General features: G+C 35.7%; 16 protein-coding genes and 1 other RNA gene. 10 read left to right on the forward strand and 7 right to left on the reverse strand.

Translation table 11 applies throughout. The features are described from left to right. Positions 1 to 34: 34 nt before the first annotated feature. From BALOs_RS00895 to BALOs_RS00910, 4 genes are read right to left on the reverse strand one after another with little or no spacing between them, the layout of a single operon-like run. Positions 35 to 2,113 carry an ATP-dependent DNA helicase RecG gene (locus BALOs_RS00895; RefSeq protein ID WP_162929483.1) on the reverse strand — a complete coding sequence of 693 codons (2,079 nt, stop codon included), beginning with the start codon at positions 2,111 to 2,113 and terminating at the stop codon, positions 35 to 37. Further along, complete coding sequence (gene greA / locus BALOs_RS00900) at positions 2,100 to 2,576, reverse strand: transcription elongation factor GreA (protein WP_120404057.1); 477 nt, start codon at positions 2,574 to 2,576, stop codon at positions 2,100 to 2,102. The genes BALOs_RS00895 and greA overlap by 14 nt, the downstream gene beginning before the upstream one ends. 11 nt (positions 2,577 to 2,587) lie before the next feature. After that, the gene (locus BALOs_RS00905) at positions 2,588 to 2,887 is read right to left on the reverse strand and encodes a hypothetical protein (RefSeq protein ID WP_199506615.1); all 300 of its coding nucleotides are present in this window, start codon (positions 2,885 to 2,887) and stop codon (positions 2,588 to 2,590) included. After that, positions 2,888 to 3,379 (reverse strand): hypothetical protein, encoded by a 492-nt coding sequence (locus BALOs_RS00910; RefSeq protein ID WP_114706165.1) that lies wholly within the window; start codon positions 3,377 to 3,379, stop codon positions 2,888 to 2,890. A gap of 90 nt (positions 3,380 to 3,469) precedes the next feature. On the opposite strand from BALOs_RS00910, the gene BALOs_RS00915 reads away from it, so the two are divergent. Then, on the forward strand, positions 3,470 to 5,182 hold the full coding sequence (locus BALOs_RS00915; RefSeq protein WP_120404058.1) for an AarF/ABC1/UbiB kinase family protein: 1,713 nt from the start codon (positions 3,470 to 3,472) through the stop codon (positions 5,180 to 5,182). A 4-nt stretch (positions 5,183 to 5,186) separates the two neighbouring features. Here BALOs_RS00915 and BALOs_RS00920 read toward each other — a convergent pair whose 3' ends face one another. Continuing rightward, positions 5,187 to 6,179 carry a GNAT family N-acetyltransferase gene (locus BALOs_RS00920; RefSeq protein ID WP_120404059.1) on the reverse strand — a complete coding sequence of 331 codons (993 nt, stop codon included), beginning with the start codon at positions 6,177 to 6,179 and terminating at the stop codon, positions 5,187 to 5,189. A gap of 243 nt (positions 6,180 to 6,422) precedes the next feature. Here BALOs_RS00920 and BALOs_RS00925 point away from each other — a divergent pair, with 243 nt between their 5' ends. From BALOs_RS00925 to BALOs_RS00935, 3 genes are all read left to right on the forward strand, one after another. After that, positions 6,423 to 7,271, forward strand: coding sequence for a flagellin (locus tag BALOs_RS00925; RefSeq protein ID WP_114706168.1), 849 nt, complete (start codon positions 6,423 to 6,425; stop codon positions 7,269 to 7,271). A 243-nt stretch (positions 7,272 to 7,514) separates the two neighbouring features. Beyond that, complete coding sequence (locus tag BALOs_RS00930; protein WP_114706169.1) at positions 7,515 to 8,348, forward strand: flagellin; 834 nt, start codon at positions 7,515 to 7,517, stop codon at positions 8,346 to 8,348. A gap of 97 nt (positions 8,349 to 8,445) precedes the next feature. Next, positions 8,446 to 9,426 (forward strand): sugar nucleotide-binding protein, encoded by a 981-nt coding sequence (locus BALOs_RS00935; protein ID WP_133296891.1) that lies wholly within the window; start codon positions 8,446 to 8,448, stop codon positions 9,424 to 9,426. Positions 9,427 to 9,428: 2 nt separating this feature from the next. On the opposite strand, the gene BALOs_RS00940 is transcribed toward BALOs_RS00935, so the two are convergent. Both BALOs_RS00940 and ssrS read right to left on the reverse strand, forming a co-directional pair. Continuing rightward, positions 9,429 to 9,959 carry a hypothetical protein gene (locus BALOs_RS00940; RefSeq protein WP_114706171.1) on the reverse strand — a complete coding sequence of 177 codons (531 nt, stop codon included), beginning with the start codon at positions 9,957 to 9,959 and terminating at the stop codon, positions 9,429 to 9,431. A gap of 79 nt (positions 9,960 to 10,038) precedes the next feature. Beyond that, positions 10,039 to 10,212: non-coding RNA, 6S RNA (ssrS, locus tag BALOs_RS00945), on the reverse strand. A gap of 234 nt (positions 10,213 to 10,446) precedes the next feature. On the opposite strand from ssrS, the gene BALOs_RS00950 reads away from it, so the two are divergent. The 6 genes from BALOs_RS00950 (at position 10,447) to BALOs_RS00975 (ending at position 12,762) form a co-directional block, all read left to right on the forward strand. Beyond that, positions 10,447 to 10,638 (forward strand): Flp family type IVb pilin, encoded by a 192-nt coding sequence (locus BALOs_RS00950; protein ID WP_114706172.1) that lies wholly within the window; start codon positions 10,447 to 10,449, stop codon positions 10,636 to 10,638. Positions 10,639 to 10,728: 90 nt separating this feature from the next. Then, positions 10,729 to 10,941, forward strand: a complete 213-nt coding sequence (locus BALOs_RS00955; protein ID WP_114706173.1) for a Flp family type IVb pilin — start codon at positions 10,729 to 10,731, stop codon at positions 10,939 to 10,941. A 6-nt stretch (positions 10,942 to 10,947) separates the two neighbouring features. After that, positions 10,948 to 11,454 (forward strand): prepilin peptidase, encoded by a 507-nt coding sequence (locus tag BALOs_RS00960; RefSeq protein ID WP_114706174.1) that lies wholly within the window; start codon positions 10,948 to 10,950, stop codon positions 11,452 to 11,454. Further along, on the forward strand, positions 11,424 to 11,732 hold the full coding sequence (locus BALOs_RS00965) for a hypothetical protein (RefSeq protein ID WP_114706175.1): 309 nt from the start codon (positions 11,424 to 11,426) through the stop codon (positions 11,730 to 11,732). The genes BALOs_RS00960 and BALOs_RS00965 overlap by 31 nt, the downstream gene beginning before the upstream one ends. Beyond that, a complete protein-coding gene (locus BALOs_RS00970; protein WP_114706176.1) occupies positions 11,725 to 12,246 on the forward strand; it encodes a hypothetical protein in 522 nt (173 codons plus the stop codon). Before BALOs_RS00965 ends, BALOs_RS00970 begins: the two co-directional genes overlap by 8 nt. Further along, positions 12,247 to 12,762 (forward strand): hypothetical protein, encoded by a 516-nt coding sequence (locus tag BALOs_RS00975; RefSeq protein ID WP_114706177.1) that lies wholly within the window; start codon positions 12,247 to 12,249, stop codon positions 12,760 to 12,762. Positions 12,763 to 12,796 lie beyond the last annotated feature (34 nt).

Raw genomic sequence — 12,796 nt, forward strand, 5'->3', positions numbered from 1 at the left:
GTATTTTATCCTGTAACGTGAAAAAATGCGAAAATTAAATTGTAGTAAAGACTTTCTCGTCAACTTCAATTGAGTTAAGTACTCCATTGAATTCATCTGGATACTTCTTAATATCCTCTATTGCCTCATAGAGAATATCTTGATTGAGAACAATATTTGCTAATTTCTTTTGAGTGACCACTCCGGATTGTTCCTGTCCAAAAAGATCGCCCTCTCCTCGAATCTTTAAGTCTTCTTCAGCTATCTTAAAACCGTCGGTATACTTTTCAATGACTTGAAGTCTTTGCATACTTTCAGGTGATACTTCACGATCTGTAACAAGAAAGCAGAATCCTGGTTTATCTCCACGTCCGACTCTTCCCCTCATTTGGTGTAGGCTACTTAATCCGAAACGTTCTGGACTTAAGATTGCCATAATCGTTGAGTTGATAATATTAATTCCAACCTCAATAACAGATGTCGCAATTAAAATATCAATTTCATGTTTTTTAAACTTTGTTATGGCCTCTTCTTTTTCATCAGGTGACATACGTCCATGTAGTGGAGTAATTCGAAAATCTGGAAAATATTTTTTATAAAGTTCAAAAGTATGTTCCAGGTTTCTTATATCTTCATTTTCTGATTCTTCGATGGCCGGAACAACAACATAGACTTGTTCTTTCATTTCAAGTCTCGTTTTTACAAAGCTTAAATAATTTTTGAGGTTTTCATTTGTAACGATTCTTGTTTTTTGACCTTTTCGACCTTTTGGCATGGTCTTAATTATTGAGATATCGAGGTCACCATATTTTGTTAGGCTCAATGATCTCGGGATAGGTGTTGCTGACATGATTATACAATGTGGATTTTCACCTTTTTTCATTAATTTAATACGTTGTTCAACACCGAATTTATGTTGTTCATCAATAATAGCTAATTCAAGATTCGCAAAGCTTACACTATCTTGAAAGAGAGAGTGTGTACCAATAACAATATCAATATCGCCATCTGCTAGTTTTTGATTGATAATTTTTTTCTTACTGGCCTTAGTGCTTCCAACTAATAACTCAACATTAAACTCACTGCCTAGGATTTCTTCTATTTCACGAAAGTGTTGAAGAGCAAGGGTTTCTGTAGGACACATTAATGCGACTTGACCACCTGACTTTAAGATTAAAAATGCACTGGCCACTGCTACGGTCGTCTTACCACAACCTACATCCCCTTGGATGAGTCTCATCGACGGCGTTGAATTTTTAAAGTCTACTATAATATCATTTAATGCTTTTGTTTGGTCTTCAGTAAACTGATATGGATAAAGACTTCTCGCCTTTTCAATATCTTCTTTTGAAATATCTATGTATTCACGACTTAGCTGATCTCTCTTATTTTTTCTTAGTTTAATTTTCAATTGATCATAAATAAACTCTTCATAGATGATAGATCTTTTTGCGCGATCAAATTCTTCTTGGCTCCACTCGTTTGGAGGGACTCTTCCATGAAGATATTTAAAAGCCTGACTACGAGAGAGTAGTCCTTTTTTATCTCGAATTGAGCTTGGAATAATTTCTGGTATTTTATCCCAGAAACCTTTTGGTATTTTATCAAATACTTTTTGAATATGGTGTGACTTTATACTGTCAATTGTCGGATATGTAATTCTAAGACCAGTTTCGGAATCAGACTTTCCAATATCAAATATTTCAGGATTAACGATTTGCAAGCTTTCATTAAAAACTGAAACAACACCTAAGAATTCAAAATGTTTTAATGACTCGATTTTCTTTTGGATTGATTGATATGCATTAAACCATTTCAAGGTAATAAAGTTTTCACTGAGGTCATCTTTAACGGTTACAGTAATATTTAATAAAACAGCGCGACCTTTTCCACGTGCTTTAAAGTTTGGTCTGGCCTGTATTGAGACAACTTCACCACGACCTCGAAAGAAGTCACCGATATTGGCATATTGAAACTTAGCGAGGTCAGGTAATTTGACGATCCGCCTTGGCAGAAGCCAAAGCAAATCGTTTATTGTGGTAATATTTTTCTTATTAAGCGCTTCGAGTGTTTTAGTCGGCTTGCTATAGAGGTCGGCAATCTTCGTATAGAGTGAGTTATTACTTATACTCAATTGACTCCACCTCGTATTCGATATTTCCCTTTGGTGCACGAACTACGACTTCATCGCCTTCTTCTTTACCGATAAGGGCCTTACCAAGTGGACTGTTGTATGAGATTAAGCCTTTCTTCATATCTGATTCTGGCTCTCCAACAATTTTATAAGTAACAGTTTCATCAGTATCAATATTTAGGATTGTTACTGTCGCACCAAATACAATTTTATCTGAATTTACATTACTTGGATCAATCACTTCGCTACTTGCAAGGATCCCTTGAAGTTGAGAAATACGACCTTCAACAACACCCTGCTTTTCTTTTGCTGCATGATATTCTGCATTTTCTTTAAGGTCTCCAAGTTCACGAGCTTCTGCAATTGTTGTTTTTAGCTCTTCTCTTTCAACCTTAATAAGTTGATCAAGCTCTGCTTGAATTGCATCGTATCCTTGTTTAGTAATTGGTTGTTGATTGGCCATTAGTTAATCCTTTATTTAAATAATGCATTTGCAGCAGCAAGGAGATCATCTTTTCCATCTCCGTTATCGCTACCACCTTTTAAAATGAAGTAGTCACAGAAGTTTGCTTTTTCTTTTTCTACAATACGGTCTGCGCTTGATTCACGACATTCATTATATGCTGATTTGTCATAGAACTTGCACATTTTACAACAATGTAGGCTTGCGTAGCAATACGGGCATTCTTCCTTAAGTGAGATTTTTTGTCCCGCTTCAAGTCCTGTTACTTTTTGACACGCATAGCAAGTTACTTCATTACTATTAGTTAACATTTAAAAGCTCCAGCTTTTCTCTATATATACGTCAGGTGAATTGATTTGATCATCTGACTTTAAATAAATTTTAGGCTCTTGTCTTTTATTGTATTCGTCTATACTGCGATACAGAAGCTCTTCATTACCAGTTTGAATGGTCTTTGATAAGAGATAGTTTAACATAAGTATGACAGTTCCAGAAGCAATGAGGCTACGCCTTGTGTTAGAACTTGGATTTGTTAAGAAAGCTGAAAGAATTAGTCCACTTCCAACAGTTCCCATAATCGCAGGGCGCCAAATATCCTCTTGTGCATCTTGGTAGTCATTTAAGTAAGTTAGTGCAACTTTATCTTTTTCTAAGTGATATCTTAACCCTTCTCCTTTTAGAGAAGAACTTGGGTCAATAAGAATCTCTTGTTGATTAATTACTGCAATGCGAGAGCAGGTCTCATCATTTGCTATTGAAGTCGTTGAAAAAAGTATAAATATAGTGAGTAGTATATGTTTCACGTAATATTTTTACCATTTTTCTGGCAATAGGGCTATGCACCTTTTGTCGTTAGCGTGATAAAATACTATAATTTTAAGAAAGGATATTGTGTGGGGCTAATTACAACTAGTTTTAAGATTACTAAAACCATTAGAAATATTTCTCGATTAAGGGAGATTGCAACAGTTTTTGCTAAGAATGGACTAGATGAATTTATTTCACAGAATGTTCTAAATATTATTCCAAATTTTGTTTTTCCTAAAAAAAGTGAAAAAGTAAGACAATTGCCAGAGCATGATAACTCTTGGGGCGATGTTATGGGATATCGTCTAAAGTTATGCTTTGAAGAGTTGGGACCTGCATTTGTTAAATTTGGACAACTATTAAGTACACGTGAAGATATATTTGATGAAGACTTTATCAAACATATGAAAAAGCTTCGCGATCAAGTTAAGCCTCTGCCTTTTTCAAGTGTAAAAAAAGAAGTTGAAGAGTCACTTGGAAAGAAAGTCGAAGAGATATTTAAGTCAATAGAAGATAAACCAATTGGTACGGCCTCTATTGGTCTCGTCTATAAAGCTGAGCTTTTAACAGGCGAAAAAGTTGTTTTAAAAGTTAAAAGACCAAAAATTGATAGGCTAATCGAAACAGATCTTTCAATTCTTATTTTTCTGGCCAATCAAGCAGAAAGAGCAACAGATGAAATTAAGTTTCTTGGCTTCTCTAATGTCTTAGAAGATTTTTCATATTCATTACAAAGTGAATTAAACTTTAATGTTGAGGCCTTGAACTGTCAGAAGCTTAAGAAAGTTATTGCTAAATATGATGAGAAAGAAATTTTCTATCTTCCAAAAGTTTATAACGAGTACACATCTGAAGATCTTCTTGTAATGGAGCTGATAGAGGGGATATCTTTTAGTGATTCAGTTGAAATAAAGAAGCACATCTCTCGCTTAGAGCCAAAAATAGATGAAAGTTTAAGTATCTTTATGCGTTGTTTTCTTAACGAAGGATTCTTTCATGCTGATCTTCATGGTGGGAATTTCTTCTTTTTAGAAAATGATCAAATTGCACTGATTGATTTTGGACTAGTTGGGAGCTTATCAAAAACAGGCCGTCAGAACTTTATTGCAATTATTTATGCTATCTTAACGCAGAATTTTGAAAATCTCGTTTATGAGTTTTTAGATGTCGCTATTTATAATGATGTGCCAGATGTTGATAAATTAATTGTCGATATAAAGAATGCAATTGGACCTCAGATTGGATTAACAATTCAGCAAACAAACTTTGCTCTTATCATTCGTTCCATAATTACAACTTTAAGAGAACATCATATCTTTTTACCAAGAGAGTGGTTTGTCGTCTTCCGAGCATTAATAACTTTAGATGGTGTAGGGAAGTCATTAGATCTTGATTTTGATATCTTTAATCTTTTAGAGGGAGATATTAATGAGATCATTCAAGAAAGCTTTTCAACAGAAAGTTTTGTTGAAGATGGGATGTGGATCGCAAAAGATATTTTAGGAGCTTCGCGAGTGATACCACGTCACTTTAAATGGTTTTTAAAAGAGTTCTCTAAAAATAATTACGCAATTAAAGTAAGACATAAAGGAATTTGGAAACCAATTCTATCTGTTGCTAGTTCAGTACGCCTTTTGTCATTTTACATACTAGGTGGAATTCTCTTTTTTGCAGGTAAAAGTTTTGTGTCCCAACATTATTTAACAAATCGTGACCTCTTAGATTATCCAACGATTACGTTAGTTTTATGGGCCGCTTCATTATTTTCAATTGGCTACGGTTCACTAAGGCATCGATAATAGTTTAGATACTATCAGCACCAGTTATGTAAATAGAAGGTAATAGATGGTCAATCTCTTGAGCTTTTCCTGGTCCAAATAAGATTGTTAAGATTTCATTTTGATCAATTTGATAAGGTCTCGTTTCGATTTTAAGCTCATCTCTTTTTATCTCAATAGACCCTTTACTTAACTTGTGGATAAACTTTGAAAATATATCCTCATTAATAATTTTTCCCCAGGCGAGATGAATAAAGAAAGAATCTTCATCCAATGTGCTTGGATTAAGAAGTTGGAGAGGCTTAAATTTCTTTAATTCTTTTTTATTAGAAGAAAAAGAAACTTCATGAATTATTCCTTTTAAGTCCTGTCCTTTCTCAAAAAATAAATATTCATTATTATCTTTATTTCTAAATAGCTTCATTGAAGATATTTGCCTGATATCTCTCCAATCATTTAGTGTTCTTTTTATCGATATCGTATTCTTATAAGACTGATTATATAATTCATTTAATTGACTTAGTTGAGAATCACTATAGTTTGCAATATTGTCTTTTTGATAACCTCTTTTGATAATCTCTTCTTCAGTAACAGTCTTTTCTCCTATTACAGAAGTGAGCCCGAATTGGCGAAAGCCTAGCTTTTGATAGAAGTCATTCTTATCAGACCAGAGAATAATCATTGAATACTTATCTTTATATAGCTTACATATATATTCATATAACTTCTTAAATTGCCCCTGACCTTGGAATTCCTTCTTTGTAAAGATTCCCCCAAGAAGAAGTACATTAATATTTGCATCATTATAATGTAGTGTTACGGGACGAACTCCAATATGAGCAATCAGCTCTCTATTATCATTTAGAAGTAAGTGGCAATTTTCAAGATTACTATCTTTTATAAGTTGATGAAAATCGATAGCGAAAGAATTCTCTTCATTATATTGAAAAGCATCTTCGATTTCATTTAGAACTTCGCTCTTGTACTGTGAATGTTTCTTTAAATTCGTGAAAATCATGTCTATTTATTTTACATTTTTTTTGAAGATTGATGTTGAGTGAAATACTCCGCTTTCCTCGAAGCCTATTAATACTGACTTCTTTGTCTAACTAGGCAAAAAAGTTCGTATAAGAATTAGACAAATTTTTTCTAAAGAGTTTCATATTTCTAGCGATAAGGAGTTGTAACAATTGTACAGCTGTATGGATTTCAGCTGACTGACAGGAAGGAATCTTGTCGGTACCCAGTCAAGGAGGATAGAATGGGACTACGAATTAACACGAACGTTGCATCTCTAAACGCACAGAGGAACCTACGTGGAACACGTCTTGGTATGCAACAATCTCTAGAAAAATTATCATCAGGTCAAAGAATCAACAGAGCAGGTGACGATGCCGCAGGTCTAGCGATTTCTGAAAACTTAAAGGCACAAATTAGAGGTCTTGGACAAGCAGAAAGAAACGCAGAAGATGGGATCTCTTTAGTTCAAATTGCTGAAGGGGCTTTAGGGGAAGTTTCAAACATCCTAATCCGTCTTAGAGAACTGTCTGTACAAGCCGCTTCGGATACTATCGGTTCAACAGAAAGAAAGTTTCTTAACGTTGAATTTGAGCAACTTACATCAGAAATTGATCGTATTGCTAACTCAACAGAATTCAATAGAGTACCACTACTAAATGGTACAGGTGCAGTTTTTGATATTCAGATCGGGACGCGTAATGACCCTATATCTGACCGTCTAACATTCGACGCTTCATCAGCAGATGTTAACGTCGCTGCCCTAGGTCTTAACCTTGCATCAGTTGCTGATAAGATTTCTGCACAGAACTCTCTATCATCAATCGATCAAGCAATTATTTCAGTTTCTGGTATTAGAGCAGACTTTGGTGCCCTTCAAAACAGACTTCAATCAACGGTAAACAATATCGCAACGTCGATTGAAAACTTAAGTGCAGCAAACTCTCGTGTAAGAGACACAGATGTCGCAGCAGAAACTGCAAACTTAACGAAACAAAATATTTTAATGACTGCCGGTACTTCGGTTCTTGCGCAAGCGAACACAAGTACAAATAGTGCACTAAGCTTAATCCAGGCAGCATCTCAAGGGTAATAAACCCTGAGATCGCCGGATGGCAAAGTGATTTAAAACTAATTTAAACGGAGTCAATATGCAAACTACTGGATAGCTAAGTAAAAGCAATGACAGACTGCAACCTTGATTTGCTTGTTAATACAATACAAGAGGAATGATTGGTTTATCCGTAGAAGCATTATTTAATTATTAACGAATTTATTGAGCTGGACGCTCAATTATCAAACAGGAGGTTTATATGATGATTGAAGGAGACTAATCATGGGAATCAGAATTAATACAAATGTGGCATCAATCGCAGCACAAAGAGCAATGTCACTTACAAATAAAAGAGTTGGAGATAACTTAAGAAAACTATCATCAGGTGAACGTATTACGAGGGCCGGTGATGACGCCGCTGGACTGGCAATTAGTGAAAACTTAAAAGCGCAGATCAGAGGTATGAGACAAGCAAAGAGAAACGCAAACGATGCTATCTCTCTTGTCCAAGTAGCAGAAGGTGGATTAAATGAAGTATCAAATATTATCATTCGTCTTAGAGAGCTTGCAGTGCAGACTTCCTCTGACACGATCGGTGATACTGAACGATCATTTTCAGACATCGAATTCCAACAGCTTAAAGAAGAGATCGACAGAATTGCTAAGTCGACTAACTTTAACGGAGTTCAGCTACTGGATGGAACAGGTGGTAGACTTGAGTTTCAAGTCGGGATTCACAATGATCCAACGCTCGATCGACTCACGTACGACGCAGCAGGATCAGACGCAACAATTACCGCTCTTGGGCTTGCCGCTGACAGTATCGCAACTAAAGAAGGATCTCAATCCGTTCTTAAGAAACTTGATGATGCGTTGGTTGAAATCAACGGGCAGCGTGCAAATATGGGTGCGCTCCAAAACCGACTTTCGTCAACTGTTAACAACCTGGGAATTAGCGATGAGAACCTAAGTGCAGCTAAATCGCGAATAAGAGATGTGGACGTGGCCAAGGAAACAGCAGATATGGCCAAAAATAACATCCTTATTCAGGCGGGAGCCTCTGTTCTTGGACAGGCAAACCAAGTGCCGAATGTGGCATTAAAACTAATTGGATAAATCAATCATATAGGCGACTATGGTCCTGAATAGGACATAGTTGCCTCCTCTTATTTCTACTTATCAATTTTTTCATCTTACCCTTATAATAAAGACTATGAGTGAACTTAAACCTAAGACTATTCTAATCTTTGGGATCTCTTCTTTTGTAGGATCATCTTTAGCGGAATTCTTCAAAAGAGACTACAAAGTCGTGGGGACATATTGTCAAAACCCCGTATCAATTAGGGGAATTACGACTTTGCCTTGTGATGTTTTAAATAAGCAAGAAGTTCAACTTGTCCTTTATACTTTTAAGCCAGATATCACTATATATGCTGTAGGGAAGTCGTCAATTGTAGATTGCGCACTTTCTGAAAGAAGTGCCGACGCATTGAATACGAGTGGTCTATTTAACGTTTCAGATTCTTGTCAGCGCTATAAGTCTCAAGTTGTTTATCTTTCTTCCAACTTTGTTTTCTCTGGTGAGTCTGATGAATATATGGAACTTGATATTCCTGATGCGACAACTACATATGGAAAGACTCAAGCAGCTGCTGAGTTTTATATTCAAAAATCATCTTTAAACTATTTAATCTTTCGCGTGTGTCGATTATACGGTCGTGGTGGCGTGCACACTCGAAGAAATCTCTTTGAAAAGATACAGTATAAGCTACATTTGAGAGAGGAGTTTGAACTCGATGATTATGTTAAGACAGGCTTTCTCGATGTGGACTACTTAGGGATGGTTATAAAAATCTGTATTGAAAGAAAGCTTAAAAATAGATTATTGCAAATAAGCTCATCTGACTTTATGTCGACCTATGCATTTGGAAAGCTATATTGTGAAAAGTTTCACGAACCTGCAAAGTTAATTAGTTCAGGAAAATGGCCTTATCCGATTATGAGCAGTGCTAAAGTTGGAGATAATCATAGTGGTTATCTAAACTTTAATATGAATATTGCCAATGCCGAAGGCTATCTTCACTTAAGACTTCCAACGGTTGAAGAATCACTTGAGTATTCTGCGCAAAAAATGCGAACGCTTGCTGATAACAAAGAAGCATCAGAGTCTAAGGATTCAATCAACTATATTTAAGTCTATCTTGCAGATAATTTTATGAATTCACTAAGGTAGTGCTTCACTAATGCATCACAATTAACTTCTTCATTCTCAAATCGCCATGTAATTTGATTAAAAGGACCAATATGAGCGCGAATTTCGTGAAGATTTCCTGCTCCGTGGTTTTGCGATTCACTCATTCTGGCACTAAAGATGTCTTTTCCATTTGCTAAGAACCCAATTGAAATTAAATCATCAGACTTTCTAGCAAAAATAAGACGTAGTGAGTTGCGATAGATCATGAAGTCATTAATCGTATTAGCAATCTTAAAGATTTTAATCGTATTAGTGTCACCACGATATTCATTGAATTTATGGACATAGATCTCAAAGAGATCTCTTAATTTATTCATAAAATTAACAGATGACTCTTCTAGCTGAAAAGCTGGGTTTAAATGATCATTGAAACTTACGACACCGCTCTCATCCATATTGATCTCTTCAAGAGCGAGATTTTCGATCCATTTCGTTGATACTTCCGTGTTTCTTTCGAATTTTGTAATATCCATAACTTAAATTCTACTAGATATTGGCGATTTGAAAAGATTTTTTTGAAATGAGTAATAATAAAGGGCATTTTGGAGATGTGAATGAGCTAGATGAGCGATTTGAAAGTTTCCGCCCGTCATGTGACAGGTGGATGCAGTGATAATCACTTTAGGCTTCCCACTGATTCATGGGCCTGCTCACCGTAACCAGTGACCGCTTCCTTTCTAAGCTTTGTAGGGCGAAACAACTTTATAGATGCCCATCTAGCTCACCCATAAATTATACCCGAAATTTGTAAACGGCAACAGAAATAGGCACATTTAAATCACCTTGACGATAGTATTTTCAGTTATTTATGAACATAAACCTAAAATATTAGGCCCTGTGGATGCGAGGTGTTAAAATAAACTTAAGAAAAGTTAAAGCTCTGGGCCATTTCAGCCGAAAAGTTGAGATAGTTACTGAGTTTTGTCCCCACGTTTGGGGTTAATTGAAAGGAGTGCAACAATGAAAACCTTACTAGCGTTTCTTAAAGACGAAGAAGGTCAAACATCAACAGAGTATATCTTACTTGTTGCTGTTGCTGCGATGTTAGTTATGAAGTTTAGAGAGAAAGCTTCTCAAGGGATTGAACAGCTTACAGATGGTGTATTTGGTAATACATCTAATCTACTGCAAGATCTCCAAGGCGGTAATTAATATATTTCCCCGCTCCCCAGTTTCTTCTAGGGAGCGGAGGAAAATCTTTCTCACCAACTTCAAAGTCGTACTTAATGTAAAATATTAAGTATGTTACGTCAGTCACAAAGCGGTCAGGCTTTAATCGAGTATATATTTATCTTAGCTTTCTTTGCGGGAATTTCTATTGCTATGGCAAGAGGGATTGGTACGTATACTACTGGCTTCTTTAAAAGTTTTGCATTTCATTTATCGCAAGAACTCTCTACTGGAGCATGCCCAAGAGGTTGCTGGCATTCACCTTTTGTAAATGGAAATGAGTAATTCGATATGCCAGTTAGTGTTTTTATTTTTCTTCTCGTTCAATTAATTTATATTTCTTATATTGATATTCAATCAAGAAAAATAGCCAATGCATGGTCAATTGGTAATATCTTTCTCTTTATTGTGTTGTTATTCTTTTTTCCAAATTCTTATAACCTAAGTGTTCAAACTTTTCTTTTTCCATTGGGGATATTTTGTGCCGGTTTTCTTCTTTTTATTTTAAAGATAATGGGAGGGGGAGACTCGAAATATTTAGCAAGTTTGTTTCTTATTATTCCTGTTGAAATTCAAGAACAAGCATTCATCTCTTTGGCCGTTGTTACAGTGATTGTGGGGCTATCCGTATTTATTACTAATATACTCAAGAATTGGGATTTTATAGTAAAGGCTTTCAAAGAAGGTAACCTGTTTCAGATAAAACGTATATTTGGGAAGAAATTTGCATTTGCTCCTGTTATACTAGTTTCATGGATTTTTCTAGGATGGAAAATAAAAGAACTCATTTACTTCTAAATAAGAAGGGGCAATCAACAGTAGAGTATATTCTGCTCTTTGTTGTCGTCACGACTTTTGCCATGACAATATTTAAAAGTGATGCCTTTCAGGACATGATTGGTGAAGGTATGTTTGGGACACTTGCAAGATCAATGGAGTACTCTGCTCGTTATGGAACGAAGGGAACTGTAGATGGTTATGGAAGTAATTACTCAAATCCAAGACACCCATTATATTATAATGAAGCAAAAGGGCAGACGCATTTCTTCTCACCAAGAGAGCCTTATAATGAATAATTTATCAAAGAATAATAAAGGTCAGTCGACGATTGAATTCTTATCGACATTCACTTTTGTGATCGCCTTCTTCTTTGTGTTTGCTAAAATTGGCCTAAACTTTACGCATTCTTATTTACTACAATATGCAAATTTTATGGCCTCTCGTGCATACCTTGTTGCAGATAATAAGATACCTGGTGATAGCTTAGCACGCTCAAAGGCAAACCAGGTTTTTCAATCTTATAATGTTGTTAATTGTGGTCCTGACTGTGCTTTAAAGTTCAACTCTAAACAAACAACAGACTGGTTTTTAACAGGTACTTACTTAGATTATAAAACAAAGTTTTCTCTAATGAAGGTTTTAACTGGTGATATCGATATGAGCTTTCGTATTGAATCATTTTTGGGAAAAGAGCCCACCATTAGAGAATGCCTAGTGCGTGTTTGTCAGTCGTTTTCGGAAGTTACGACAGCAAGTGGCGCTGGAAATTGTTCAAGTACACTGACAACAATTTACGATAATGGATGTTAATTGAAGAAGAATAGTTACAAAGACATATTCAACAATGAAGAAGGTCAGGCATTATTTGAGGCCATGATATTCATTCCTATCCTTCTCTACCTAGTTGTAATGATGATCACAATCGGTAACTCCATTAACACTGCAATTAATCACAATAAAGCAGCTCGTACTTATACTTTCTATATTATGCGAGGAAATTCTGATGCATCCGGAAATTTCGATATTAATCGACTAAATGGAACATTAAGTGAACTTGGTAACTTTATGATTGGTTGGAGTGATGAAATGGGTGGCGCTGGTGGAGAAAGTCCGATAGCTCCTACTTTTCAAATCCCAACACTGCCATGGGCCCCAGCAGCTGAGGAAAATTGTCAAGATAGAGGTGATCCAGAGGATACGACATGTATAAAAGTGTTCACTTTATTTGGTGTTTGCGGAGAAACATTTAATAAAACAGGTGATGTTTTATTTAGAAATACAGATCCTGGTATTGCCACACTAAATTCGTCGTGTAATTTCAAGTAGAATTACCTCACTTGAAGTAGCCAAAAATGCCTCT

This window comes from Halobacteriovorax sp. BALOs_7 (assembly GCF_003612895.1).
GTDB classification, from domain to species: domain Bacteria; phylum Bdellovibrionota; class Bacteriovoracia; order Bacteriovoracales; family Bacteriovoracaceae; genus Halobacteriovorax_A; species Halobacteriovorax_A vibrionivorans.

Bases quoted from the DNA above. Each gene is read 5' to 3' on its own strand.
- BALOs_RS00940 (WP_114706171.1), bottom strand. From the start codon at position 9,959: ATGGATATTACAAAATTCGAAAGAAACACGGAAGTATCAACGAAATGG.
- BALOs_RS00925 (WP_114706168.1), top strand. From the start codon at position 6,423: ATGGGACTACGAATTAACACGAACGTTGCATCTCTAAACGCACAGAGG.
- BALOs_RS00965 (WP_114706175.1), top strand. From the start codon at position 11,424: ATGGAAAATAAAAGAACTCATTTACTTCTAAATAAGAAGGGGCAATCA.
- BALOs_RS00930 (WP_114706169.1), top strand. From the start codon at position 7,515: ATGGGAATCAGAATTAATACAAATGTGGCATCAATCGCAGCACAAAGA.
- greA (WP_120404057.1), bottom strand. From the start codon at position 2,576: ATGGCCAATCAACAACCAATTACTAAACAAGGATACGATGCAATTCAA.
- BALOs_RS00920 (WP_120404059.1), bottom strand. From the start codon at position 6,179: ATGATTTTCACGAATTTAAAGAAACATTCACAGTACAAGAGCGAAGTT.
- BALOs_RS00960 (WP_114706174.1), top strand. From the start codon at position 10,948: ATGCCAGTTAGTGTTTTTATTTTTCTTCTCGTTCAATTAATTTATATT.
- BALOs_RS00955 (WP_114706173.1), top strand. From the start codon at position 10,729: ATGTTACGTCAGTCACAAAGCGGTCAGGCTTTAATCGAGTATATATTT.
- BALOs_RS00970 (WP_114706176.1), top strand. From the start codon at position 11,725: ATGAATAATTTATCAAAGAATAATAAAGGTCAGTCGACGATTGAATTC.
- BALOs_RS00935 (WP_133296891.1), top strand. From the start codon at position 8,446: ATGAGTGAACTTAAACCTAAGACTATTCTAATCTTTGGGATCTCTTCT.
- BALOs_RS00905 (WP_199506615.1), bottom strand. From the start codon at position 2,887: ATGTTAACTAATAGTAATGAAGTAACTTGCTATGCGTGTCAAAAAGTA.
- BALOs_RS00950 (WP_114706172.1), top strand. From the start codon at position 10,447: ATGAAAACCTTACTAGCGTTTCTTAAAGACGAAGAAGGTCAAACATCA.